At 42.0% G+C, this 24324-nt stretch carries 25 protein-coding genes; 11 read left to right on the top strand and 14 right to left on the bottom strand.

What is annotated here, in order from left to right; genetic code table 11:
• Positions 1–157: 157 nt before the first annotated feature.
• The 6 genes from AN389_RS09980 to AN389_RS09960 form a co-directional block, all read right to left on the bottom strand.
• The gene (locus AN389_RS09980) at positions 158–1354 is read right to left on the bottom strand and encodes a dipeptidase (RefSeq protein WP_055019727.1); all 1197 of its coding nucleotides are present in this window, start codon (positions 1352–1354) and stop codon (positions 158–160) included.
• 64 nt (positions 1355–1418) lie between these two features.
• Positions 1419–1664, bottom strand: coding sequence for a YheU family protein (locus tag AN389_RS09975; protein WP_055019723.1), 246 nt, complete (start codon positions 1662–1664; stop codon positions 1419–1421).
• Positions 1661–2653 carry a hydrolase gene (locus AN389_RS09970; RefSeq protein ID WP_055019722.1) on the bottom strand — a complete coding sequence of 331 codons (993 nt, stop codon included), beginning with the start codon at positions 2651–2653 and terminating at the stop codon, positions 1661–1663. The genes AN389_RS09975 and AN389_RS09970 overlap by 4 nt, the downstream gene beginning before the upstream one ends.
• A 111-nt stretch (positions 2654–2764) precedes the next feature.
• Positions 2765–2911 carry a hypothetical protein gene (locus AN389_RS20540; RefSeq protein ID WP_004589623.1) on the bottom strand — a complete coding sequence of 49 codons (147 nt, stop codon included), beginning with the start codon at positions 2909–2911 and terminating at the stop codon, positions 2765–2767.
• An 872-nt stretch (positions 2912–3783) separates the two neighbouring features.
• Positions 3784–4206 (bottom strand): TIGR02444 family protein, encoded by a 423-nt coding sequence (locus AN389_RS09965; RefSeq protein WP_055015502.1) that lies wholly within the window; start codon positions 4204–4206, stop codon positions 3784–3786.
• The gene (locus tag AN389_RS09960; RefSeq protein ID WP_055017992.1) at positions 4190–6112 is read right to left on the bottom strand and encodes an ATP-binding cassette domain-containing protein; all 1923 of its coding nucleotides are present in this window, start codon (positions 6110–6112) and stop codon (positions 4190–4192) included. Before AN389_RS09960 ends, AN389_RS09965 begins: the two co-directional genes overlap by 17 nt.
• A gap of 132 nt (positions 6113–6244) precedes the next feature.
• Between AN389_RS09960 and AN389_RS09955 the strand changes: the two genes are divergently transcribed.
• Entirely contained in the window at positions 6245–6448 is a 204-nt protein-coding gene (locus tag AN389_RS09955) for a YheV family putative zinc ribbon protein (protein WP_004589620.1), read from the top strand.
• A gap of 13 nt (positions 6449–6461) precedes the next feature.
• On the opposite strand, the gene AN389_RS09950 is transcribed toward AN389_RS09955, so the two are convergent.
• Both AN389_RS09950 and AN389_RS09945 read right to left on the bottom strand, forming a co-directional pair.
• Positions 6462–6674: a SlyX family protein gene (locus tag AN389_RS09950; RefSeq protein ID WP_055015500.1), complete on the bottom strand. Its 213-nt coding sequence runs from the start codon at positions 6672–6674 to the stop codon at positions 6462–6464.
• The gene (locus AN389_RS09945) at positions 6661–7659 is read right to left on the bottom strand and encodes a WD40 repeat domain-containing protein (RefSeq protein WP_055019721.1); all 999 of its coding nucleotides are present in this window, start codon (positions 7657–7659) and stop codon (positions 6661–6663) included. Before AN389_RS09945 ends, AN389_RS09950 begins: the two co-directional genes overlap by 14 nt.
• Positions 7660–7863: 204 nt before the next feature.
• Here AN389_RS09945 and fkpA point away from each other — a divergent pair, with 204 nt between their 5' ends.
• A complete protein-coding gene (gene fkpA / locus AN389_RS09940) occupies positions 7864–8610 on the top strand; it encodes an FKBP-type peptidyl-prolyl cis-trans isomerase (RefSeq protein WP_055015498.1) in 747 nt (248 codons plus the stop codon).
• A 58-nt stretch (positions 8611–8668) separates the two neighbouring features.
• Here fkpA and AN389_RS09935 read toward each other — a convergent pair whose 3' ends face one another.
• The gene (locus AN389_RS09935; RefSeq protein WP_055015497.1) at positions 8669–9139 is read right to left on the bottom strand and encodes an Rsd/AlgQ family anti-sigma factor; all 471 of its coding nucleotides are present in this window, start codon (positions 9137–9139) and stop codon (positions 8669–8671) included.
• A gap of 523 nt (positions 9140–9662) precedes the next feature.
• Between AN389_RS09935 and hemE the strand changes: the two genes are divergently transcribed.
• Complete coding sequence (gene hemE, locus AN389_RS09930; protein WP_055015496.1) at positions 9663–10727, top strand: uroporphyrinogen decarboxylase; 1065 nt, start codon at positions 9663–9665, stop codon at positions 10725–10727.
• A gap of 68 nt (positions 10728–10795) precedes the next feature.
• Here the strand turns inward: hemE and sthA are convergent, their stop codons facing one another.
• Complete coding sequence (sthA, locus tag AN389_RS09925; protein ID WP_055015495.1) at positions 10796–12226, bottom strand: Si-specific NAD(P)(+) transhydrogenase; 1431 nt, start codon at positions 12224–12226, stop codon at positions 10796–10798.
• Positions 12227–12239: 13 nt separating this feature from the next.
• On the bottom strand, positions 12240–13373 hold the full coding sequence (locus tag AN389_RS09920; protein ID WP_055015494.1) for a fatty acid desaturase: 1134 nt from the start codon (positions 13371–13373) through the stop codon (positions 12240–12242).
• Between the two features lie 127 nt (positions 13374–13500).
• Here AN389_RS09920 and fabR point away from each other — a divergent pair, with 127 nt between their 5' ends.
• The 5 genes from fabR (at position 13501) to leuD (ending at position 19207) form a co-directional block, all read left to right on the top strand.
• On the top strand, positions 13501–14121 hold the full coding sequence (gene fabR, locus AN389_RS09915; RefSeq protein ID WP_055015493.1) for an HTH-type transcriptional repressor FabR: 621 nt from the start codon (positions 13501–13503) through the stop codon (positions 14119–14121).
• A gap of 405 nt (positions 14122–14526) precedes the next feature.
• Entirely contained in the window at positions 14527–16080 is a 1554-nt protein-coding gene (gene leuA, locus AN389_RS09910) for a 2-isopropylmalate synthase (RefSeq protein ID WP_055015492.1), read from the top strand.
• Positions 16077–17153, top strand: coding sequence for a 3-isopropylmalate dehydrogenase (gene leuB, locus AN389_RS09905; protein ID WP_004589388.1), 1077 nt, complete (start codon positions 16077–16079; stop codon positions 17151–17153). Before leuA ends, leuB begins: the two co-directional genes overlap by 4 nt.
• A gap of 54 nt (positions 17154–17207) precedes the next feature.
• Entirely contained in the window at positions 17208–18608 is a 1401-nt protein-coding gene (leuC, locus tag AN389_RS09900) for a 3-isopropylmalate dehydratase large subunit (protein ID WP_055017988.1), read from the top strand.
• Positions 18608–19207, top strand: coding sequence for a 3-isopropylmalate dehydratase small subunit (gene leuD / locus AN389_RS09895; protein WP_055019720.1), 600 nt, complete (start codon positions 18608–18610; stop codon positions 19205–19207). Before leuC ends, leuD begins: the two co-directional genes overlap by 1 nt.
• A gap of 82 nt (positions 19208–19289) precedes the next feature.
• Here leuD and AN389_RS09890 read toward each other — a convergent pair whose 3' ends face one another.
• Positions 19290–20798 (bottom strand): DUF3360 family protein, encoded by a 1509-nt coding sequence (locus AN389_RS09890; protein ID WP_055019719.1) that lies wholly within the window; start codon positions 20796–20798, stop codon positions 19290–19292.
• 349 nt (positions 20799–21147) lie between these two features.
• Here AN389_RS09890 and AN389_RS09885 point away from each other — a divergent pair, with 349 nt between their 5' ends.
• A complete protein-coding gene (locus AN389_RS09885) occupies positions 21148–22134 on the top strand; it encodes a hypothetical protein (RefSeq protein ID WP_055015487.1) in 987 nt (328 codons plus the stop codon).
• A 43-nt stretch (positions 22135–22177) separates the two neighbouring features.
• On the top strand, positions 22178–22771 hold the full coding sequence (locus tag AN389_RS09880; RefSeq protein ID WP_055015486.1) for a hypothetical protein: 594 nt from the start codon (positions 22178–22180) through the stop codon (positions 22769–22771).
• Positions 22772–22776: 5 nt separating this feature from the next.
• Here the strand turns inward: AN389_RS09880 and AN389_RS09875 are convergent, their stop codons facing one another.
• Positions 22777–23139, bottom strand: a complete 363-nt coding sequence (locus AN389_RS09875; protein ID WP_055015485.1) for a hypothetical protein — start codon at positions 23137–23139, stop codon at positions 22777–22779.
• Between the two features lie 98 nt (positions 23140–23237).
• Here AN389_RS09875 and AN389_RS09870 point away from each other — a divergent pair, with 98 nt between their 5' ends.
• A complete protein-coding gene (locus tag AN389_RS09870) occupies positions 23238–23681 on the top strand; it encodes a TerB family tellurite resistance protein (RefSeq protein WP_055015484.1) in 444 nt (147 codons plus the stop codon).
• Between the two features lie 3 nt (positions 23682–23684).
• On the opposite strand, the gene AN389_RS09865 is transcribed toward AN389_RS09870, so the two are convergent.
• Positions 23685–24251, bottom strand: a complete 567-nt coding sequence (locus AN389_RS09865; protein ID WP_055015483.1) for an NADPH-dependent FMN reductase — start codon at positions 24249–24251, stop codon at positions 23685–23687.
• Positions 24252–24324: the final 73 nt, after the last annotated feature.

The following is a 24324-nucleotide window of genomic DNA, read 5'->3' as shown; positions in this document are numbered from 1 at the left end:
TTTAAATTCCTCTGTATGTTTACGAAACGCTTTTACTTTCATGACAACTGACTCCTAAATAGGTGTCTACTTTTATGGAGTCAGATCAGACAACTGACAACTGACAACTGACAACTGACAACTGACAGCTTACAGCTTACAGCTTACAGCTTACACGCTAGTGTTTTTTCGCATACGCCTCAGCTTGCTTCCACACTCTTAGCGTATTTTCGCTTAAAATCTTTTTAATGTCGGCATCGCTATAGCCTCTGTCCATTAACCCTTGCACTAGGTTAGGGTAGCTCGCTACATCTTTTAGGCCAATCGGTAATGAATCCCCTACACCGTCGTAGTCAGAGCCAATACCTACGTAATCAATACCAATTAATTCAACTACATGGTCAATGTGATCAAGGACTTGCTCAAGACTTGCGAACGGGAATGGGTTTTTAGCACGGTACGCTGCGTCAAAGTCTTTGCCTGGCTTAGTGCCTTCTTTTTTAACGGCCTCCTTTGTACTTTTCAGGTCTTTGTACCATGAACCTGCTTGGGAGGTTACAAAGCTTGAGCCAAAGTTAATTTGGATAACTCCGCCATTCTTTTTCAGCGCTAGCAACATGTCATCATTCATATTACGCTCAAAGCCCGGTGTGTATTTGCGTAATGAAGAGTGTGAGGCAATAACCGGTGTTTTAGATAGCTCCATTACCTGATAAAACGCATCATCTGATATATGCGATACGTCAATGAGCATACCAACGTTGTTCATTTCAGTTATCAGCTTTTTACCAAATGGGCTTAAGCCTTTCCATTTACGGCGAATATCGTATGATGAGTCAGAAATATGGTTGCTTTGTGAGTGCGCAAGCGTGATGTAGCGTACACCGCGGTCAAAAAAGTGCTGTAGGTTTTCCATTTTACCTTCAATTGGCGAGCCATTTTCCATACCCATCGCAATTGACAGTTTACCTTGCTCAAACTGCGCTTCTATATCTGCAGTAGAGCTGGCAATGGCAAATTTTTCTGGGGCGCGCTGTGCAATGGCTTCCATGCTATCAATCATTTGATTGGCTAGCTGATAACTTTTACCTTTGCCTTCAAATTCTAAGTGAGCAGGAATATAAATAGACATAAATGGCGCGTTTAAACCGCCCTTAACTGCGCGAGGGTAGTCAAAGTCGCCGCCATCGGTAGCTTTAGTGACATCAACCCATTTTTCGTGGATACGATAAGGTACATCAATATGGGTGTCGATTAAAATAGTGTCTTTTGCTAGTTTTACTGCTTTGTCTGACGGGCTTTTTACTTGCTCTGCAAAGGCTTGTGGTGTTAAAGCTAGTGATATGGCTACCACTAGAGTGCTGAGTTTTATCATGTTTTGGCTCTTTGGGTAAAAAGCCATTGTGTACGTTCAGCTCAAAAGTTACAAGTGTTAGGCGCTAATCAAACGACTGTGCTTCACTTTGCAGTGCTTTAAATTCATTTTTTGAAATAATAGTGACTGACTCATGTAGCTCAGAAAAAAACACCATGGCTTCACCATTTTTAAGTTGCTGATTAACCTGCGCTACTTTACTTTGAATACTCACTTCTTGCTCACCGTAATCAGTGCCTTCACGAAGCACGTAGCTTTCAATTAGGTTATAGAGGGTGTCTTTATCAAGTTGTTCAAAAGGGATAATCATAACTGCTTACTGCTCGCTTTAGTGGGAACGTGCTGGCCAAAATAATAAGGAACGGCTTGCTCAAGCCAAAATACCGGCCTAAACGGATTATTACCGCTAATAAACCCTACGTGGCCGCCTTTTTCAGAGACGCTCAGGGTAACATGCTCACTCACATCTTGCCTACTTGGCACGGCTTTAATCGACAACATTGGGTCGTCTTTGGCATGAATGATTAACGTAGGAATCGCAATATGCTTTAAGTAAGGCATGGCGCTGGCTTGGCGATAGTAATCGTGTGCGTTTTCAAAGCCATGCAGTGGAGCGGTTAGTTGATTATCAAACTCTAGCAAATCGTCAATTTTCATTAACTGCTCTGAGGTAATAGGTACTTGCTGCTTAATTTGTGGCAATTTACGCTGCATTGATTTTTTCATTCTATCGAGCAAATACTTTTGATAAATTTTACCTAAGCTTTTGCGAATAACCTCGCTTGATGATGATAAATCATAAGGTGCCGAAACCACTGCAGCGGCGCTTAACGGGCAGTTTTCGCGCTCTTCGCCTAGGTATTTAGCCAGTACATTACCCCCTAACGAAAAACCAACAGCCATAATAGGGCGGCTTGGGAATTGCGCCCTTAAATGATTTATAAAAAAAGCTAAGTCGGCGGTATCACCACTATGATAAGCACGCGGTAAGCGATTAACTTCACTTGAGCAGTTTCTAAAGTGCATAAGTACTACGGCATAACCTTGTTTTTTTAAGGCTTTCATCATGCCTTTGGCATAAAAGCTATTTATGTTGCCTTCAAGGCCATGTAAAACCACTGCAAGGGGAGCGTTTTCGTTATGAGGCAGCGACCATGCAAGTTCAATGAAATCGCCGTCGGGCGTATCAAGTTGCTCAAGTTCGTAGGACGTATTGTGAAATGGACGGAAAAAACGCGGCATTATGGTTTGAACGTGACGATTGGTCATCCACCATGCTGGTTTAAACTTATTGATCATGTTTGTACTACGCACTATGAAAAAAACGAAACGTTAGTGTACCAAATTTTTCGCTTTATAAAATAAAAAGCGCCTAATCAGTAACCTGAGTAGGCGCTTTGTGCGTCGTGCTTAATGATGCTCGGGAACTTCAGCCTCGCTAATTTTTTTAATAAAGTAAAAAGCGTAAAATAGGCAAAGAGAAATCACTACGCCTAAAATCCCAAAAGACATAAATAAAACAGGGTCGCTAAAAAAGTCTCTAAAGAACACGTTCATGATTAATCTCCTCGTTCAGTTGATGGGTTAATCATAGAGCGAGTTTGCAAGGCGTAACGTGATCGAGATCAAACAATTTTCTTAAGTAGAAAAAGTAACCAAGTAAAGTTGATGTAGATCATGTTTTAGAGGCTAGCTAGTTACTGCAGCACTTATAGGCTTTGAATAATCAATTTGCTTAAAGATCTTTTGCACTAAGAGAAGAGAATGAGAAGTAAATGAGAAAGGTAGCCACGAGCCAGCAGAGGCTAGACTTATATTTTTAGCGATATTAGCTTGGTTTTTATTTTCCTCTAAAAGCGCAGCGTCTCTAATCCTCTTTGTGAGTAAATTACTTAAAGGTTTTTTTGCACTAAGAGAAGAGAATGAGAAGTAAATGAGAAAGGTAGCCACGAGCTAGCAGAGGCTAGACTTATATTGCTAGCGATAATAACTTGTTTTTTATTTTTTTCTAAAAGCGCAGCGTCTCTAGTTCTCTTTGTGAGTAAATTACTTAAAGGTTTTTTTGCACAAAGAGAAGAGAATGAGGAGTAAATGAGAAAGGTAGCCACGAGCCAGTAGAGGCTAGACTCATATTTTTAGCGATATTAGCTTGGCCTTTATTTTTTCTAAAAGCGCAGCGTCTCTAGTTCTCTTTGTGAGTAAATTACTTAAAGGTTTTTTTGCACTAAGAGAAGAGAATGAGAAGTAAATGAGAAAGGTAGCCACGAGCCAGCAGAGGCTAGACTCATATTTTTAGCGATAATAACTTGGCTTTTATTTTCCTCTAAAAGCGCAGCGTCTCTTATCCTCTTTGTGAATAAACTACTTAAAGATTTTTTTGTACAAAGAAAATAGAATGGGCATTAGAAGAGGGTATGAAAACTGACAGCCTAAGTGGCTTTCACATACAGCTCAATATTGTTTGGCTTTACAGCTTCTAAAAAGCTAAGTTTATTCGCTGTATCAACAAGTATTTGCTGTTGCTGCTTTTCAAGCTTTAGCTCTGTGCTTAGTAACTCTTCACGTATTTTTGTGTAGTCAGCAATCGTCTCCTGATTTGCTTTTAAATAGCGACGGACAGAGCGCAGAGGCTTAAGTGCTTGTGTATCAAATTCGTCAATTGATTCTATTAACGCACTGAGTTGCTCGGTGTTAATGCTTAGCTTAAGTGAATCTAAGTACAATAAAAATAAGCACAGATTTACGTTTTTACCTTGCTGGTTTTGAAGAGTCAGCAAGGCTTGTTGTTGCCCAGGCTTTGCGTACAAGGTGCACGCAAATTGCCAAAAATCATTGCTATTGAGCAAGTTCATCAGCAAAGGCCTGTTCTTTTTCTTCCATTTCTTCAAGCGCCATTAGGAGCGCTTCTTCGGTGTCGTTTACTTTAGGGGTAAGCGTGGCTTGCTTAGCAATTAACTCTTTTAGCTGGGCTTTATTATTGTCGTTGTAGAGTTCGTTATCGCCAAGGGCGACTTCGACCTCGCTAAGCTCTGCAGAGTATTTGTCTAGTTGCTTTTCAAGCTTTTCAATTTGCTTTTTAAGCGGTTGAATGGTTTTTCTAAACTCGGCCTCTAAACGTTTTTGCTCTTTACGGTTAATGCCAGAATTCGCTTTTGGCTCGTCAGGTTGCTGGCTTTTAGCGGCTTCTTTATTGGCATTGAGTAACCATTGGTAATACGCATCTAAATCGTAACCAAACTGAGTCACTTTGCCATCATCGACTAAATAAAATTCATCGGCGGTGTTTTTGAGCATATGGCGATCGTGCGATACGGTAACCATGGCGCCTTCAAAGCCTTGCAGTGCCATCACTAGCGCGTGGCGCATTTCTAAATCAAGGTGGTTTGTTGGCTCATCAAGTAGTAGTAAATTGGGCTTTTGATACACCAACATGGCTAGCACTAAGCGGGCTTTTTCACCGCCCGAAAACGGTGCCACGGGTTCAAGTGCTTTATCGCCAATAAAGGCAAAGCCGCCTAAAAAGTCACGCAATGATTGCTCAGTGGCCTGAGGGTTTAAGCGTTGAATATGAGTCACTGCACTGGCTTTTAAATCAAGCGACTCTAATTGATGCTGTGCAAAGTAACCAATATTTAAGCCATGGTGTTGAACCACTTTACCTGCTTGCGGCTCAAGCTCGCCCGCTAATAGCTTTATAAGCGTTGATTTACCCGCGCCGTTACGACCGAGTAACGCAATACGGCTGCCAGGAACTAGGTTTAGCGCGATATTATTTAAAATAGTGACATCGCCATAACCTGCTTTTGCTTTATCTAGGGTCATTAGCGGGTTAGGCAGGGCTGTTGGCTCGGCAAATTCAAAGTCAAATGGTGAGTCGGCATGTGCAGGAGCCAGTTTTTCCATACGTTCGAGTGCTTTAACACGGCTTTGTGCCTGTTTGGCCTTACTGGCTTTGGCTTTAAAGCGAGTTATAAACTGCTCAAGGTGGGCAATTTGCTCTTGTTGTTTTTCAAACATAGCTTGTTGTTGCAACAAACGCTCTGCTTTTTGGCGCTCAAACTGTGAGTAGTTACCTTTGTACACATTAATAAGCTGTTTATCTACATGCCAAATTTGATCAACCACGGCGTCTAAAAACTCACGGTCATGCGATATAAGCACTAGTGTGCCTGTATAGGCGCGTAAAAAGCGCTCAAGCCAGTAAACGGCATCTAAATCAAGGTGGTTGGTTGGCTCATCGAGTAATAGTAAGTCGGCATCGCGAATAAGTGCTTGTGCAAGGTTTAAACGCATACGCCAACCACCCGAAAAGGCGCTTACTGGGTTTTCTATTTGGTGATTAGCAAAGCCTAGGCCGTGCAGCAATTCGCCCGCTTTTGACTCTATGCTGTAGCCTTTAATATTCTCAAGCTGAATATGTACTTTGGCTTGGGTGTCACCATCGTTGGTTTGCTCAGCTTCACGCAGTGCAATACGCAGTGCGTAGTATTCTGGGTGGCCTTGCAGTACATAATCAATGGCGCTTATTTCAAGGGCGGGAGTTTCTTGTTTTACAGAGGCAATAGACCAATCTTTAGGAATACTGCAATCACCGGCATCTAACTGTAGCTCAGACTTTAATAAACTAAATAACGTAGATTTACCACAGCCATTAGCGCCTACAAGACCTACTTTGTGTTGTGGAAATAATGTAGCCGAAGCATTTTTTAATAAGGCTTTTCCGCCACGAAGTAGTTCTATTTCTGAGATTTGGATCATGAATACGTTACTTTGCTGTGCCCTTGTTAAGTTGGCGCTATCATACCATAGAACGTATTGCTCTTATCAAGCGTATCAACCTAGGAAGTTATACGATAAAATATGTGCAGTTCAAACCACAGGAAAAATGTTGTGAGACAAAAGAAGCGATTTATTGCTGGTGCATCGTGCCCTGAATGTAAAGCCATGGATACCATGATGCTATACAGAGAACATGATGTTGAAAAAGTAGAGTGCGTAGAGTGCGGCCACAAAATGGCGCAGCCAGATAACGCAGTTCAGGCATCTACTCGCCAATTTGAACAAGTTATTGGTGTATTTAAACCGGGCGATTAACCCGGTTTTTATTTTAGTAATGTGGCGGAGGTGGCTCTTGCATTTGTGACATTAGCGACGGTTGCTGCGCTTCTTTAAGCTTTTCTGCTAGTAGCTCAGTTTGGCGCTTCATTTTTGCAAGCTGCTGTTGGTGTGCTTTTAGCTCGTCATTTAATATTTCTATTGTTTCGTCTTGAAAAGCAACTTTTGCCTCAAGCTCCATTAAACGATGTTCAATTGTGTTCATTTGCTTCTCGTATTGTAAAGTGCTCTGCAATTCCGCTCGAGCTCTCGGTTAATAACGACTTGCCGTTATCTATAAACGTTACATCTAGCACCACAGCCGATTTAGGCTTACTGCCTTTACGTGGTGTGACTTGCCAAGTTTGAATTTTCTCTCCGCTGGGTAGTTGCCATAAATCAACGCGCTTATTGGGCGAACCCGTTGCCAGCAATGTACCTTGTTCGTTAAAGCGTACCGCAGTAAAAATTTTCTGACGCGCAATATACGCCAGTTTACTCACAAGATCACCTGTAGTCAGCTTCCATACATGTGCTTGCTTCATACTATCTGCGGTAAATGCGTAGCGACCTTGTGGGTCTAGGGTTACTTGGGTAACTCGCGTAGGGTGATTAAAGCGATGAATTACTTGCCCTGTACGTGTATCCCAAAAATAGGCAACGTAATCGTTCGAGCCGCTTAGGGCATAGCGCCCGTTAGGCGATAAATCAACGGTGTTTACTTTGTCTTGGTGGCCTAAAAATTCAATGCGGCGTCCGGTTTCTAGGTTTAAAAATACCACTACGCCGTCGCTTCTGCCGTATAAAACACTGCGACCTTGGTTGCTTATCGCAATATCGCGAATAGTGGCTTGTTGAATTTTATAATAGCCACGGTTTTCGCCGCTGTTAATATCCCACACGGCAAAGGTGGTTTTTTCTGCGGTAACGGCCACGCTATTATCAAAGGCAATAGCCACAGCATACACTAGGCTTTCTTGTGATTGTTGTTGAAACCATTGATATTTTAGCACCTGCTGTTGATTATCCCACAGGGCGACCCCATGGTGAATGGAGGAGACTAAGCTGTATTTACCATCGTTAGATACTGCCGCAGAAAACGCACCCTGTGCTGCGTGTTCAAAGCGTTGTGCAGCTTGCTGTTTTTGATCGCTACAAGCTAGGGCTAATAAACAGCTAAAAGCGATTAAAAAAGTACGAAATATCGACATATTACAGGTATTTCCTCTTAACTCTTAGTGACTGAGAGGTTAGACTAGGTCACGTTGAAGGCCTAGGGTGTTTGTCTAATCACTATAATAGGTTAGGTTTTAATTTAGTTAGTTATTAAACAAGCAGCCTATCATGTAGGCCGTTAATCTTTAACTAGTAATAATACAATAAATGACAACTGCAAAGTGTGTCGGAGATTTAAAATGAAAAAGACGATTAGATTGTCATTGATTGCAGCGTCGGTTTTAGCGCTTACAGCTTGTAATCAAGAAGCAAAACAAGAAAAAGCTGAAGTTAAATTAGACACTGTAGAGCAGCAACAAGCATACGGTATTGGTGCATCAGTAGGTAACTTTTTAAATAAAGACCTAGCTGATAAATCAGAGATTGGTATTGAACTAGACCAAGCACTATTAATTCGTGGTTTTGAAGACGCGCTTGCTGGTAATGCAAAAATCGATGAAGAAAAAATCCGTGAAGTACTTACTGAATTAGATACTTCAGTGCGTGCAAAGCAAGAAGCTAAAGCTAAAGTTGAGTCTGAAAAAAGCAAAGAAGCAGGTAAAAAATACCTAGAAGAAAATGCTAAAAAAGAAGGCGTAACAGTCACTGAGTCAGGCTTACAGTACGAAGTACTTAGCGAAGGGGAAGGCGAAAAGCCTGAAGCAACAGACGTAGTTAAAGTACATTACAAAGGTACTTTATTAGATGGCACTGAGTTTGATAGCTCTTATGCGCGTAACGAGCCAACTACGTTCCCTCTTAACCGTGTAATTGCGGGTTGGACTGAAGGTTTACAGCTTATGTCTGTAGGGTCTAAGTATAAGTTTACTATTCCTTCTGAACTTGCTTACGGCGATCGTGACCTAGGTAAAATTCCAGCTAACTCAACGCTTGTTTTTGAAGTAGAACTACTTGAAATACAAGATGACGAAGCACCAGCGCAATAAGCAGTAGCTTATAACGCAAAAAGGGACCATAACGGTCCCTTTTTTGTAGGCTATTTTATTAATCTGTGTGGTTAGAAAACAAATTATCTATTAGCTCATCTTCTAGTTCAAAACGCGCTTCTAACGTTTCGCCAAGTACCGACAAATCATTATCAAACTCTGCTAACAAGTCCTCTTTATCTACTTCTGCGTATTTATCGTTAAAATCTAAAGCAATATCTGTTGTGCTTGAAATGCGCGGGTAAATTGTATTTGCCAGCTGTTGGCTTTCAAGGCCCTTGCTCTCACAGGCTTTAGCAATGTCATCGTACACTTCAAAATGGCCGGCAGATAAGTAATCCATTAAAATTTGGCAAAATGATTGAATCTGCTCTGGCTCTGGTAAGGCGTGATCTTTTTTATCGTATGGCGAAAACCCAGCCATTTTACAATAAAGTACGATTAATTCTTGGCGCTCGTTTAACCATTTATCAATGACAGTATGGCTACCACCCCATTTTTGTTGAGCTTTCTCTACGCGCGTCAGCATTACTGTTCTCCTAAGCTGGGTCACTTTTATGGTTAAATTTAAATCTTCTTATACATCAAGATATATTTTATTTAAGTGTATATCAACAAGTAAAAGGTATGAGCTGGGGTATACGTGTATTTATTGTAGGTAATTTATTATTTTATTGCAGGCAAGAAAAAACCACCGGTTAAGGTGGCTTAATTTCTTGTTTTGGCCTGTTAATACAAGCTTTCTTATTGTTATAGAAGATTTTTGTTATTTTTATTATAAATATTTTTGTTATTGTTGTTTAAGATTTTTATTATTGTTCTTGTTAACGCGGGACAAACAATACCAAGGTTTTTGTAATGTTGCAAACATATTAACAAAAAGTTTTTATTGTTAGTTCTTTTTGATTGTTTAGTGCGCAAACGTGACTAAATAAGCAACAAAGTAGGGACGGTTAGCTATAACACATGTTTTACAAGCATAGCGATAGAGAGCCGAAGAATATGGTGGTACAATCTTGAACAATTTCTATAAGCCTCAGGATTATTAAGCTATGAGCGAATTAAAAAATGACCGTTATTTACGTGCACTTGCAAAACAACCCGTTGATGTAACACCGGTATGGATGATGCGCCAAGCAGGACGCTATTTACCTGAGTACCGTGCTACACGTGCACAAGCGGGCGATTTTATGAGCCTGTGCCGTAATGCTGAGCTAGCGTGTGAAGTAACACTACAACCACTTCGTCGCTACCCATTAGATGCCGCTATTTTATTTAGTGACATTTTAACGATTCCCGATGCAATGGGTTTAGGTTTGTACTTTGAAACCGGTGAAGGCCCTAAGTTCGAAAACCCTATCTCGTCACTTGCTGATGTTAAAAAAATTCCAAAGCTAGACCCAACTGACGAGCTTGGCTATGTAATGAACGCAGTAAGCACAATTCGCCGTGAGTTAAAGGGCGAAGTACCGCTTATTGGTTTTTCGGGTTCACCATGGACACTAGCAACTTACATGGTTGAAGGTGGCAGCAGTAAAGTATTTGGTAAAATTAAAAAAATGGCGTTTGCAGAGCCGCAAACACTGCATTTATTACTCGATAAACTCGCTGATTCGGTTATTGATTATTTAAACGCGCAAGTAAAAGCCGGTGCGCAATCACTAATGGTATTTGACTCATGGGGCGGCGTATTAAGCCCGCGCGATTACAACGAGTTCTCACTGCAATACATGCATAAAATTGTTGATGGTTTAATTCGCGAATACGACGGTCGTAAAGTGCCGGTAACGCTATTTACCAAAAATGGTGGCCAGTGGATTGAAGCAATTGCAGCCACAGGCTGTGATGCAGTAGGTCTTGATTGGACTATTAATATTGGCGACGCTAAGCGTCGTGTAGGCGATAAAGTTGCATTGCAAGGTAATATGGACCCGTCAATGCTTCACGGTACGCCTGATCGTATCCGCCAAGAAGTAGGCACTATTTTAGAAGATTTTGGCACAGGAAATGGCCACGTATTTAACCTAGGCCACGGTATTACACCAGATGTAGACCCAGAAAACGCCGGTGTATTTATCAACGCAGTACATGAGCTAAGCGCGCAATACCACAAATAACAGCAGTGGTATTAATAGCTATTAAAAAGCCCGCTAATTAGCGGGCTTTTTGCTGTGTAATAATCGGATTAAGTAAATAACCTATTTAATCCATTTAACGCCGCAACTCGGTAGGCTTCTGCCATAGTTGGGTAGTTAAATGTGGTATTTACAAAGTAATCAACTGTATTGCCAGCGCCTTTTTGCTCCATAATGGCTTGGCCAATGTGAACAATTTCCGAGGCACGTTCGCCAAAGCAATGCACGCCAAGTACCTCTTTGGTTTCACTGTGAAACAATATTTTTAAACTACCAACTTCTGTGCCCGCAATTTGCGCACGAGCCAAGTGCTTAAACTGTGCACGGCCCACTTCATACGGTACCTTTGCAGCGGTTAGCTGTTGCTCTGTTTTACCTACTGAGCTCATTTCAGGAATGGTATAAATACCTGCTGGAATATCTATAATCAGCTTATCTTCGCAATTACCGCAGGCAATCGCATCGGCAGCTATACGGCCCTGATCAAACGCTGCACTAGCTAAGCTCGGATAGCCAATAACATCACCTACTGCGTAAACGTTGTCTACCTCAGTTTGGTACATTTCGTTGACTTTAAGCTGGCCTCGACCATCGGCTTTTAAGCCAATAGCTTCAAGATTTAGCGTATCGGTATTACCTGTACGGCCGTTAGCAAATAAAATACAGTCGGCTTTTACACGCTTGCCCGATTTTAAATGCATAACAACACAATCGTCCCGTGTTTCTACACGGTCAAACTCTTCGTTGTGGCGAATAACAATACCGCTGTTCCAAAAGTGGTAGCTAAGCGCGTCAGAGATTTCTGCATCCATAAAGGCCAATAAGCGATCGCGCGTGTTTACTAAATCTACCTTAGCGCCTAAGCCTTTAAAGATTGAAGCGTATTCACAGCCAATAACACCCGCACCGTATATAAGTACGCGTTGTGGGTCGTGCTCTAGGCCTAAAATAGTATCGCTGTCGTAAATACGTGAATGGCTAAAGTCGACCTCAGGTGGGCGGTATGGGCGCGAGCCGGTAGCAATTACAATGGTTTTAGCGGTAATACGCTCTGCTGAGCCATCAAGGCGCTTAATTTCAACCGTGTGTTTATCTACAAAGCTCGCATCGCCTTGGTACATATGAATACGATTACGGTCGTAAAAGCTGCTACGTAAGTTTGACTGCTTAGAAATAACAGAACTTGCATGGCTTAAAATATCAGGAAATGTTAAGCGACTAGGGCGCTCGCCAACATTAAATAATGGGTTAGCTTTGTATTCAATATAGCGGCTAACCGAGTGGCGTAATGCTTTTGAAGGAATTGTCCCCCAATGTACACAGCCACCGCCAACAGCTTGTTGGCGCTCAATTACCGCTACTTTTTTATCGTTTTTAGATAGGTTCATGGCGGTGCCTTCACCGCCAGGGCCCGTACCAATAATTATTGCGTCATATTGGTAAACTACGGGTGCTTTTTTTTGTTCTGGTTGTTTGGCCACAGCCACTCCTAAATTAATTAAAAGAGGCTTTTAATAACCTCGCATTAAGTGCTAGCCATGCCTGTTTTTGATTTTCCCAGGCGGCTTCCAGCTCATGGTATTGTGTCATTAATGCTGATTGTTCACACTGCTTTGCCATGTTATTTTTTTTAGCTTCTAACACTTGTTTTTGTAGTGAACAGTAATTTTGCAGCTTTTTCAGCAGTAAATCGTACTCTTGTTGTAATAATGTAAGCTTATCTTGCGCTAAAGGCAATTTTGAAAGGCGCGTTTGCGTTTTACTCATGAGCGTTTCGGCTTTGGCTTTTTCTATGCGCTCAACCGGGGTGCGCTTTAATTTACTGGCTAAACCGAGCGCTGCTAAAGAGCGAATCATCCATTTAGTTGGATCGTAATGAAACCACTTAATGCCGTTACGGTAGTCGCTTGCAAAAATATGATGAAAGTTATGGTAACCCTCGCCATAAGTAAATAATGCTAAAAAGCCATTATCGCGCGCGGTATTTTTTTCAGTGTATGGGCGTGAACCCCAAATATGAGCCAATGAATTAATAAAAAAGGTAAAGTGCTGGCTCAATACTAAACGCAGTAAACCGGCAAGGAGTAGCATGCCCCACACATCACCTACCAATAAACCAAGTACAAGCGGTAGGCCAACATTCATCGCAATAACTAACTTTAGGTAGTGCTTGTGTTGCCACATAACAATTTTGTTGCGCTGTAAATCACGGCAATTACTGTAATCGTTATAACTATCGCCTTGGTAATCACGTAGCATCCAGCCAATGTGGCTGTACCAAAAACCGTTAGTTGCGGCGTAAGGGTCTTTTACTGGGTCATCTACTTGACCGTGGTGTATACGATGATCGCTACTCCAGTGCAACGCACTGTTTTGCAAAGCAAATGCGCCACCAAGTGCAAAAATAAATTCTATTCCAGGGTGAACGTTATAGGCTTTATGCGCCCATAATCGGTGGTATCCGGCAGTGATAGATAGGCCTGCGTAAAACATACAGCCTACAAATGCAATCCAATGCGCGCTGGTAAATCCGTAACTAATGCCGTACCAAGGTACAAGGGTGACAGCCGCCAAAAAGGTTAGGCTAAAAAATAGGACGTTTGTCCAAATAATCGGTGGTTTATTCATCGTTTTTACTCTCAGCGTACAACTGTAAGCTAAAATAGTGTTTCAATCTCTTGGCGTCAAGTATTAGACTAGACAATTCGGCTAATTATCATTAAAACTTCATATAAAATTACTCAGGGAGCTGTGGATGTCGGGTGTTAGAGCACAACAGAAACAAAAAACACGACAAGCCTTAATTGAGGCGGCATTTAATCAGCTAAGTGCTGATCATAGTTTTTCTAATTTAAGCTTACGCGAAGTTGCCCGCGAAGCAGGTATTGCCCCCACCTCTTTTTATCGCCACTTTAAAGACATGAACGAGCTAGGTTTAACCATGGTCGACGAAGCCGGTTTAACGCTTCGTCAGCTTATGCGCCAAGCTCGCAGACGTATAGCCAGTGGTGGTAGCGTAATAAATACCTCGGTTGTTACCTTTATGGAGTTTATTGATAACTCAAGCAACCAATTTAGATTACTGCTGCGCGAGCGTTCTGGCACCTCAAAAGCCTTTAGAGCTGCTGTTGCACGTGAGGTAAAACACTTTATTTTAGAGCTTGCGCATTATTTAGAAAGCGAAACCAAGTGCGATTCAATTCATGCTTATATTCAGGCCGAAGCCATGGTAACGCTGGTATTTAATGCCGGTGCTGAAGCACTCGACATTGAAGGTCAGCAACGTGATGAATTAATTGAGCGTGTTATTTGGCAGCTGCGTTATATCACCCGCGGTGCAGGGCATTATATTCGTGAAACAAATAATCAGGTTTAGCTTAAAAAATTAGCAATAAGTTAATCTAAGCACGCAAGTTTACTCAACACATTAATTTAAGCTAAAAAGTGCAGCTGTGTGATTTATAAAACCTTAATTTTCTATTTTTAGGTATATAAATTTCTTTAATTTAGGGTTTTCATTCCTTGATTTGGAATATTTATGCTTGCACCCACTGCGCTGTAATGATAAAAATAGGCCTCACTGAACACACACACAAGAAACAAGATGCAAAATATTCGTTTAATTACACTAAAACTTAACCTCTTACTGCTATGGTCAGTGAGCGGGGATTAGTGTGTTTGCATCGAGTTAAACACTAAAAACCCCGCAATTGCGGGGTTTTTTATTATCTCGCGGCTGGGATAAATTGAAATTTGGGTAATCGAGGAATGAGGGGCAGTTATGCAAGACAAAGATAAAGTATGGATTTTTGATACCACCTTACGTGATGGCGAGCAGGCACTTAAAGCAAGCCTTACTGAAGACGATAAAATTCAGCTAGCGCATACTATTAGCCGCTTGAACGTGGATGTGATGGAAGTGGGTTTTCCAGTTTCGAGCCCCGCTGATTTTCGCTCGGTGCAACGTATTGCAACCGAGGTTAAAGGCCCTATTATTTGTGGTTTAGCACGTTCAGTAGCAAAAGATATTGAAGCCTGTGGTGAGGCGCTTCGCACAGCACAACAAAGCCGTATTCATACTTTTATTGCTACAAGCCCTTTACACCTTGAACATAAATTACGTATGAGTCTAGACGATGCAACGGCCATGGCGGTTAAATCAATTAAATTAGCGCGTAACTACACTGATGATGTTGAGTTTTCGTGTGAAGATGCAGGGCGCACGCCACATTGGGATTTATGTAAAATTGTTGAGCAGGCAATTAATGCGGGTGCTTCAACTATTAATTTACCCGATACCGTTGGCTTTGTAACGCCAGACGAATACGCCGCAATGATCCATCATTTAATGAATAACGTGCCAAATATTGATAAAGCGCGTTTAAGTGTACATTGCCACAACGATTTAGGTTTAGCTGTGGCTAACTCGGTAGCTGCGGTACAAGCGGGTGCTCGTCAAATTGAATGTACAATAAATGGTATTGGTGAGCGTGCGGGTAACTGTTCGTTAGAAGAAGTGGCAATGATCATGAAAATGCGCAAAGACCACTTAAACGTACACACCGATATTAAAAGCGAAGAAATTTATCGCGCATCTCGCCAAGTGGCAAAAATATGTAATATGCCGGTACAGCCAAATAAAGCCATTGTGGGCGAAAACGCCTTTGCACATAGCTCGGGCATTCACCAAGATGGCGTATTAAAAGCGCAAAATACTTATGAGATTATGTCGCCAGAAAGCGTCGGTGTGCCAAATAACCAATTAAATATGACTTCGCGTTCGGGTCGTCATGTTATTGAGCACCGCTTAGAAGAGTTAGGTTACCAAAAAGCTGATTACGACATGGACAGCTTATACGAGAGCTTTTTAGCGTTAGCTGATCAAAAAGGTACCGTATACGATTACGACCTTGAAGCCATGATTTACTTTAATCAAATTAACGACAAAGACGAAAAATACCAATTAGAGTTTGTTAACTCAGCGTCTAACTCACAGTCGGTAGCCAGCTCTACCATTGGAATGTTAATTGATGGCGAAGCAAAGCAAGAAGCAGCCACAGGTAATGGCCCTGTTGAAGCGTCGTTTGCGGCTATTGAGCGCTTAACAGGTATGAGCGTTGAAATGATTGAATACAACTTAGAAGCCACTGGCCAAGGCGCAAGCTCGCTAGGCCAAGTAAACATTATTGCTAAATACGATGGCCGCCCTTATCACGGTGCGGGTATTGCTGCGGATGTGGTAGAGGCGTCGGTACGCGCCATGATCCGTGTTTACAACTTAATTTATCGTGCACAAAAAGTGTCTGATTTAAAACAACAAAGGAAAGCAGGATGAGTAAAACAAACTACAGCGTTGCCGTATTAGCTGGCGACGGTATTGGCCCAGAAGTAATGGCAGCAGCAGAGCAAGTGCTTGATGCTGTAAGCAATAAGTTTGGTTTTACCCTGAACCGTCAGCATCATGCTATTGGTGGCGCAGCCATTGACGAATTTGGTGAAGCATTACCACCAAAAACGCTAAGCGCATGTGAAAACGCCGATGCCATTTTATTTGGCTCAGTAGGTGGCCCAAAATGGGAAAACCTACCCCCTAACGAGCAACCTGAGCGTGCATCGCTTTTACCGCTTCGTAAGCACTTTGGTTTATTTTGTAACTTACGCCCAGCACAACTTTTACCAGCGCTTAGTGCAGCATCGCCATTGCGTGCAGATATCAGCGAAAAAGGCTTTGATATTTTGTGTGTGCGCGAGCTTACTGGCGGCATTTACTTTGGTGAAAAAGGCCGAAGTGGCGAAGGCGCTGAAGAAGCTGCATTTGATACACAAACTTACTCGCGTAAAGAAATTGAACGTATTGCGCGCTTTGCCTTTGAAGCGGCAAAATTACGTAGTAACCATGTAACCTCAGTAGATAAAGCAAACGTACTTGCATCAAGCGTATTATGGCGTGAAGTAGTCACCGAAGTGAGCAAAGACTACCCAGAAGTAAGCCTAGATTATATATACGTAGATAACGCAGCAATGCAGTTAGTTAAACAGCCTAGCCAGTTTGACGTACTACTTTGCGATAACTTATTTGGTGATATTTTGTCAGATGAGTGTGCAATGATCACAGGCTCTATGGGCTTATTACCATCGGCAAGCTTAAATCAATCGGGCTTTGGTTTGTACGAGCCTGCTGGTGGCTCAGCGCCAGATATTGCTGGTAAAGGTGTTGCAAACCCGATTGCACAAATTTTAAGTGCTGCACTTATGCTACGTTACTCATTAGGGCAAGACGAAGCCGCGCGCACCATTGAAAAAGCCGTAGCCGAAGCCGTTGAAGCAGGTGTTGGTACGCCAGACATCTACCCACAAGGTGGATACAGCACAAGTGATGTGGCAGCCGCCATCGTTTCACGTATTTAATATATAAATCGCAGCACCGTTATGCTGCGACTTAACAGAGTAGGGAATTAGCAAGTGGCCCAAACGTTATACGACAAAATTTGGCAAGCACATACGGTTGCCAGCATAAACGAGCAAACTGATTTACTTTATATTGACCGTCATTTAGTACACGAGGTGACATCACCACAGGCTTTTGCAGGCCTACGTGAAAAAAACCGTAAAGTACGTTGCCCAGAAAAAACCTTTGCAACGATGGATCATAATGTATCGACTAAAAGCCGATCACTTGATGCCGCAAGTGAAGTCTCTAAAAACCAGTTAATGGCACTTGATGCTAACTGTAAAGAGTTTGGCATTGTACTTTACGATTTAAACTCAATTAACCAAGGTATTGTGCATGTAATGGGGCCTGAACAAGGTATTACCTTGCCTGGCACTACCATTGTATGTGGCGATAGCCATACCTCTACGCATGGCGCGTTTGGCGCATTAGCGCATGGTATTGGTACGTCTGAGGTGGAGCACGTATTAGCAACGCAAACGCTACAGCAAAAAAAGGCAAAGTCGTTAAAAATTCAAATTAACGGGGTGCTTCGCCCAACTGTCACCTCTAAAGACTTAATTATGGCGGTTATTGGTAAATTAGGTACTGCTGGTGGTACAGGCTATGTTGCTGAATTTTGTGGTGAAGGCATTGAAGCGCTTTCAATGGAAGCCCGTATGACGCTATGTAACATGAGTATTGAAATGGGTGCAAAAGCAGGTTTAATAGCACCAGATCAAATTACCTATGATTACTTAAAAGGCCGCCCATTTGCGCCAAAAGGTGCTGACTTTGATGCCGCAGTTGAATATTGGGAAACTTTAAAAACAGATGAAGGCGCTGAGTTTGACTTAAGTGTTGAGCTTGAAGCCGACGACATTCAGCCACAAATTACATGGGGCACCAGCCCAGAGCAAGTAATTGGCGTTGATGAATGCATACCCGACCCTGATCAAGAACCTGATTTAATTAAAGCTGATGCTATACGCAGTGCTCTTAAATACATGGACTTAAAAGCGGGCGATAAATTATCAAGCGCTAAAGTTGATACAGTATTTATTGGTTCGTGTACTAATAGCCGTATTGAAGATTTACGTGCAGCGGCAAAAATTGTTGAAGGCAAACAGGTAGTGGCTGGCATAGAAGCGTTAATCGTACCGGGTTCTGGCCTTGTTAAAAAGCAAGCTGAAGACGAAGGCTTGGCCGATATTTTTAAAGCGGCAGGTTTTGAGTGGCGCGAGCCGGGCTGTTCAATGTGTTTAGCAATGAACGACGACCGCTTAGAAGCAGGTAAGCGCTGTGCATCTACGTCTAACCGTAACTTTGAAGGCCGCCAAGGCCGTGGCGGGCGTACGCACTTAGTAAGCCCAGCAATGGCAGCAGCTGCTGCAATACATGGTCACTTTGTTGATATTAGAGGAGAAGCCTAATGAGCGTATTTTTTAGTGGCTTAATGGCCCCACTTGATAAAAACAATGTAGATACTGACCAAATTATTCCAAAGCAGTTTTTAACATCAACTAGCCGTGATGGCTTTGATGCAGCGCTGTTTTACGATTGGCGTTACCTAGAAAACGGCGAGCCAAACCCTGATTTTATTTTAAACCGCCCATGCTACCAAGGCGCGCAAATATTATTAACGCGCGACAACTTTGGGTGTGGCTCATCACGCGAGCATGCGCCGTGGGCACTTAAGCAATATGGTTTTGAAGTAATTTTAGCGGAAAGCTTTGCTGATATTTTCTTTAATAACTGTGGCAACAACCAAATGCTAGCCATTGCGCTACCAGCTGACACGCTTGAGCAATTGTTTGTACTTAGTGAGCAGTACGACGATATAAACATTCAAATCGATCTTGAAAACCAAACACTCACAAGCGATAAGTTTGCGCCAATTAGTTTTGATATTCGTAAAGACGTAAAAGAGCGTTTATTAAGTGGCTTAGACTTTATTGGTGTGACCGAAACGCTAAACCCACAAATTGATGCGTTTGAAAAACAACTAGCAGCTGATCGCCCTTGGCAGTAACGAAAAGCAATTAATTACATATGAAAACAAAGCGCGGCTGAGTATATCAGCCGCGCTTTTTTATGTTTAACTCTTCTAATTATTAGTGTCTAAAATCTGCCATTAGCGCAGGTATGCCTGGCAGCATACCAACAATGGCCATAACGGTAGTTAAAACCACAAACATAATGAGCGGAATAACCCAGCGGCTCATTTTAGTTAAATTAGCACTGCGCTCTTTACAGCCAATTAAGCCTAAGTTATCAAGCAGCATAGTTAGTGACCAACCAAACGCAGGGTTAACCAAGCTTGACGCAAACACAACAATAGCGGCCGATTGCGTTGTTTTACCTTCGCGTGTCATTTCCATACCCGCCTCAAGCAGTGGAATAAACACACCAACAATAAGCGCAACGCAAAGCACGGGTTGCCAAATGGCTAAATCCATTGGGTAGCCCCATAAACCCGCAATAATACAAAATACAGCTGTTAAAATGGCGCCAGCCGGTATAGGGCGTTTAGCAATAGCAGCAGGTACAATGTAGGTCCCCCACGATGAGGTAAAGTTAGCACCACCGGCCAGCGAGCCAAAGGTTTGCCTAACCGATGCGCTTAGCATGGTGTCGTCTATGTTCATTTGTACTTTTTCAGTACGTTGCGGGTAACTAATTTTTTGAAAAACTTGATGTCCTAAAAAATCCGGCGACCACATAGCGACAGCCAGTACCGCAAACGGCAGCACAACCACAAAGCTTTCAAGTGTTGGTAGGCCAAGCATCCAACCCGTGTTTTCGCCCCACCAATAAGCTGGGTTCATATTAGGTAAGCCCGGCGCGGTATTAAATTCAAACGGCGCACCGAGTGCAAAGGCAACTCCACCGCCAATAAGGCAGCTAAGCGGCACGGCTAACCAGCGCTTTTTAAAATGCTCAAGTAACGCATACAATAAAATGGTCGCCAAAATAACAATAAATGCGATGTGTGCCATATCAATGGCCTCAGCCCATGCAAACAGCTTTTTAACTTGCGAAATAGTACCAATAAAGCCTAAGTATATGAGTAAGCCTCCGCACACCCCTTTACTGGTTAAGCGTGCGAGCAAACTTCCTCCTTTGGTTATGGCTAAAATAAAGCCAAAGGCACCAATGAGTAAGCCAAATGCCATAGGATGGCCGCCAGCGGCAACAACGATGGGGATTAACGGAATAAGTGGGCCGTGAGTACCGGCTAAGTTAGCCGTAGGTAAAATAAAGCCCGAAAACAAAATAATAAAAATAGAAACAATCAGTAATTCATAGCGTACGTTTTCTAACACAAACGCATCGCTTAAACCCAGTGGCGCTGCAAAAGTAGCGGCAATAGCCCCCACCATAACGACTTTACCAATGGTGCCCGCCATCGCTGGAATGGTGTCTTCAAATTCAAAGCGGTAGTCTTTAAATGGTAAATTAGGCCGCCAGCGCTTAGGCTGCATAATCTGTAATTCATGTTCGAGATACTCGTCGCGAGTATTAAACTCTGAGCTGGGTTTATGGTTGTTTTGATAGCTGTTGGTATTGTCGTGCAATGTATCTTTGTGATCTGAATTGTGACCCTTTGGGGTTACTGACATAGTCCCTCCTGTTACTCGTTGCTTATTTATTAATACGGCTTTTGTTAAAGCAAATGAATAGTGAAGGAGCAGGGTAGATCAGCTTTTACTCAGGAATGTATAGGCAAAAGGTCGTGTATGGCTTTATTTAACGCTAAACCTGCGAGTTGAATTTCTCAGCTAGAAAATAAACTTAACTTTATTTTATTTTAAATCATGTGCTTATATTTTTTCTGCTTGTTCTAATTAGATGAAGCATTATAAAAGTAGGGCTGTTATCCTTTAGTCTAAGTAGTGGTCTGTGTATTTTAATTGAACTGATATAGCGCATCTGCTACGTTCAATGGTTACTCAAATAATAAGAAATATAATGCAAATTCAATCCCCTAAATCAATTGGTATTTTACTCGGTACGCTTTACGGCATATTTATGCGGCTGTTTGTAGATCTACTTGATACATACAATTTAAGCAGCCTTGTGTCTATTTCCTTTATGTTTTTAGTGCCCGTTGCAATTGGCTATATTCGTATTCATTTTGAATTTAAAAGCTCAAAAACATTAACTAAAAGGCAAATGGTGACAATTGCTTGGCAACCAATTTTTGTTTTTTTACTTGTAAGTGTTATTACGTTACTTGAAGGTAGCATTTGCGTGGCAATGGCATTACCTGCCTTTATGCTCTTTGCAAGTATGGGCGGTTTACTGGCAGGCTTTATTAAACACCGTAAAACAAAAAATGCTAACCGCTCTTTACTTTCAATTGCTTTGCTTCCTGTATTGCTCTCACCTATTGAGGTGAATTATTTACACTTATCAAAAACATATGAAGTCACCAACGCTATAGTTATTGAAGCGCCTATAAATCGTGTATGGCAGCAGCTTGCAAATGTAAGCAAGATAGAGCCACAAGAATTACCATTTTCACTCACTCAATTAATAGGTGTACCTAAACCTTTAGAGGCAAATATGAATGCAACGGGTGTTGGGGCTGTTAGAATCAGTAAATGGCAAAAAGGGGTTATATTTAAGGAAGTGATTACGGATTGGCAGCCAAATAAACAGATGCTTTATAGATTTGAGATAGACCCTGATGCCATTCCCGATGACGCACTCGATAAACACGTAAAGCTAGGCGGCGAATACTTTTCACCTCTTTACGGTGGGTATGCGTTAAGTGAAGATAAAAGCGGCCATACCATTTTAACTTTAAAAACAACCGTGCAAGATAATACAAATTTTGGTGTTTATTCGCGAATATGGGGTGAGGTAATTTTTCAAGACTTCCATCATTCACTTTTAACATTAATGAAAAACAGAGCAGAAAAGCCACTCACCGCAGCTATTTCCCATTATTAGCTTAAACCGCTATGGTATTAAAAAACTATTATAAGAGTACTTTATGAAATTATTAACGGCAGCAACCTTATTACTTGCCTCATCAGCAGCTTTTGCGCGCCCAGCGCCTTTGGTGTCTATACCCACACATGATGCGTTTTTTAATAATATTGCAGCGCATTGTGGTAAAGCGTTTGAGGGCAAAGTAAGCGTAGATAACGCAAAAGGCCCGAGCTCATTTGAAAATAAAAAACTAGTTATGCATGTACGTAAATGTACAGATAGCGAGCTGCAAGTGCCATTTCATGTGGGAGATGATGCATCGCGTACGTGGATCATTACTAAAACGGGCAGTGGTTTGAGCTTAAAGCATGATCATCGTCATAAAGATGGCAGCGACGATGCTTCAACTATGTATGGCGGTCATACACTTGATGCCGGTTTTGCACAAATGCAGTCTTTCCCGGCCGATCAATACTCTAAAGAATTATTTGTAGCACAAGGTATTGCACAGTCGGCAGGTAATACATGGCAAATGTATATTTATCCTGAGGTGTTTACTTATAGGCTAATTCGCCAAGGGCGCGAGTTTAAGGTGGACTTTGATTTAACTAAACCTATTACGCCACCCGCTGCACCATGGGGATACGAAGAGTAAGCGTATTATTCAGGCTCCTCGCATTGCAATAAAACCGTTAAAGGTGGTTGATAAGCGCGTGGTTTAGTAGGAAAACGTTCGTACTCTTGCACGCCTTCAAGCACTTTTAACATAAAAGTGTTACCACGGCATAACCTGTCTGCATGGCGCAGTAAAAACATACTTTGATTAGCAAAGTGTTTGTAATCGTCTGATTGTATTTCTATTTTATAATTGCTGTTGTCAATTTTGGTTTGGTAGTAATGCACTTTGTTATCAAAGTCGTATGACTTTTCTTTTTCGCCCACTTCTGCAAAGGCGCTCCCTATACCAGAAAAGGCTAGCAATGCAGCGCCAGCAATTAAATGCGGTGTGTATAAGCCTTTCATAAAAATGTATCCTTTAATTTGCGAACTTAATACCCATTAATAAAACATTAAGCACGATGTATTTAAGTTAAGTCTAACACCCAAAAAGAGAATATGTGATGTTCAAACAAATAAAACAACTGTTTGCCGCTTTTGACGAGCAACAGCCAAGCATAGAGCAGCATGATCTAAAAACAGCGGTTGCTGCGCTGCTTATTGAAGTAATGCGTGCTGATTCTAAGCTTGACCATAATGAACAACACACCCTGACTGTAACCTTAAAAAAATACTTTAATTTAACAGATTCAGAAGTTGAAGAGCTCACGACCAATGCCGCAGGCAGCTTAGATGGGGCAATTGATTACTTTCAATTTTCTAAGCAGATTAACGATCACTGCAGTGCGGCGCAGCGCATTGAAATTATTGAACTATTATGGCGATTGGCGTATGCCGATGGGGAGATAGATCCCCAAGAAGAGTATGTTATACGCAAAGTGGCTGGGCTTTTATATGTAGCGCACACTGATTTTATCGCTGCTAAATTAGCAGCGACACAATCGTAAAAATTAACTTAATTTACTAGCAACAGAAACGAGCTGCTGCGTTAATACGCTAACTTTTTCAGCAGTGGCTGGATCAGTGATTTTTCCATCTTCGCCAAATACAGTAAATGCCGAAGGCACAGCAAGCTGATCGGCAAGTACTAATGAGCCAATACCACTTAAAATATCGCGTACATGGTTTAGGCCGCGCAAGCCACCAAGCCCACCAGGTGATGTAGCAAATAATGCCACTACTTTGTTGCGAAATGCAGGCAGAGCGCCTTGCTCAGTACGTGACGCCCAATCAATTGCATTTTTAAGTGCAGCAGTAATGGAGCCGTTATACTCTGGGCTTGCCAGTAAAATACCATCAGCAGCGCGTAACTTGTCTTTTAAATGTTGTGCATCGGCTGGGGTGCCTTGCCCTTCAATGTCTTCGCTAAATAACGGCAAATTTAAATCGGCGAGTTTAATTACTTCTACTTCAGCACCTGTTTGCAGAGCAAAACGTGCTGCTTCGTTAATGAGTTTTTGGTTAAAGCTATCTTTGCGCAGACTACCCGCGAGCGCGATAATTTTTGGTGCTGACATAATTGAGACCTTTTATTTGCTGGAAGTGACTCTAATGTAGCAAACTTTCACTTGTAGAAAACCCGAATAAACG

Origin of the sequence: Pseudoalteromonas sp. P1-7a, assembly GCF_001401855.1 — a bacterium.
Lineage (GTDB): Bacteria > Pseudomonadota > Gammaproteobacteria > Enterobacterales > Alteromonadaceae > Pseudoalteromonas.
This window is presented reverse-complemented; position numbering and strand designations above follow the sequence as displayed.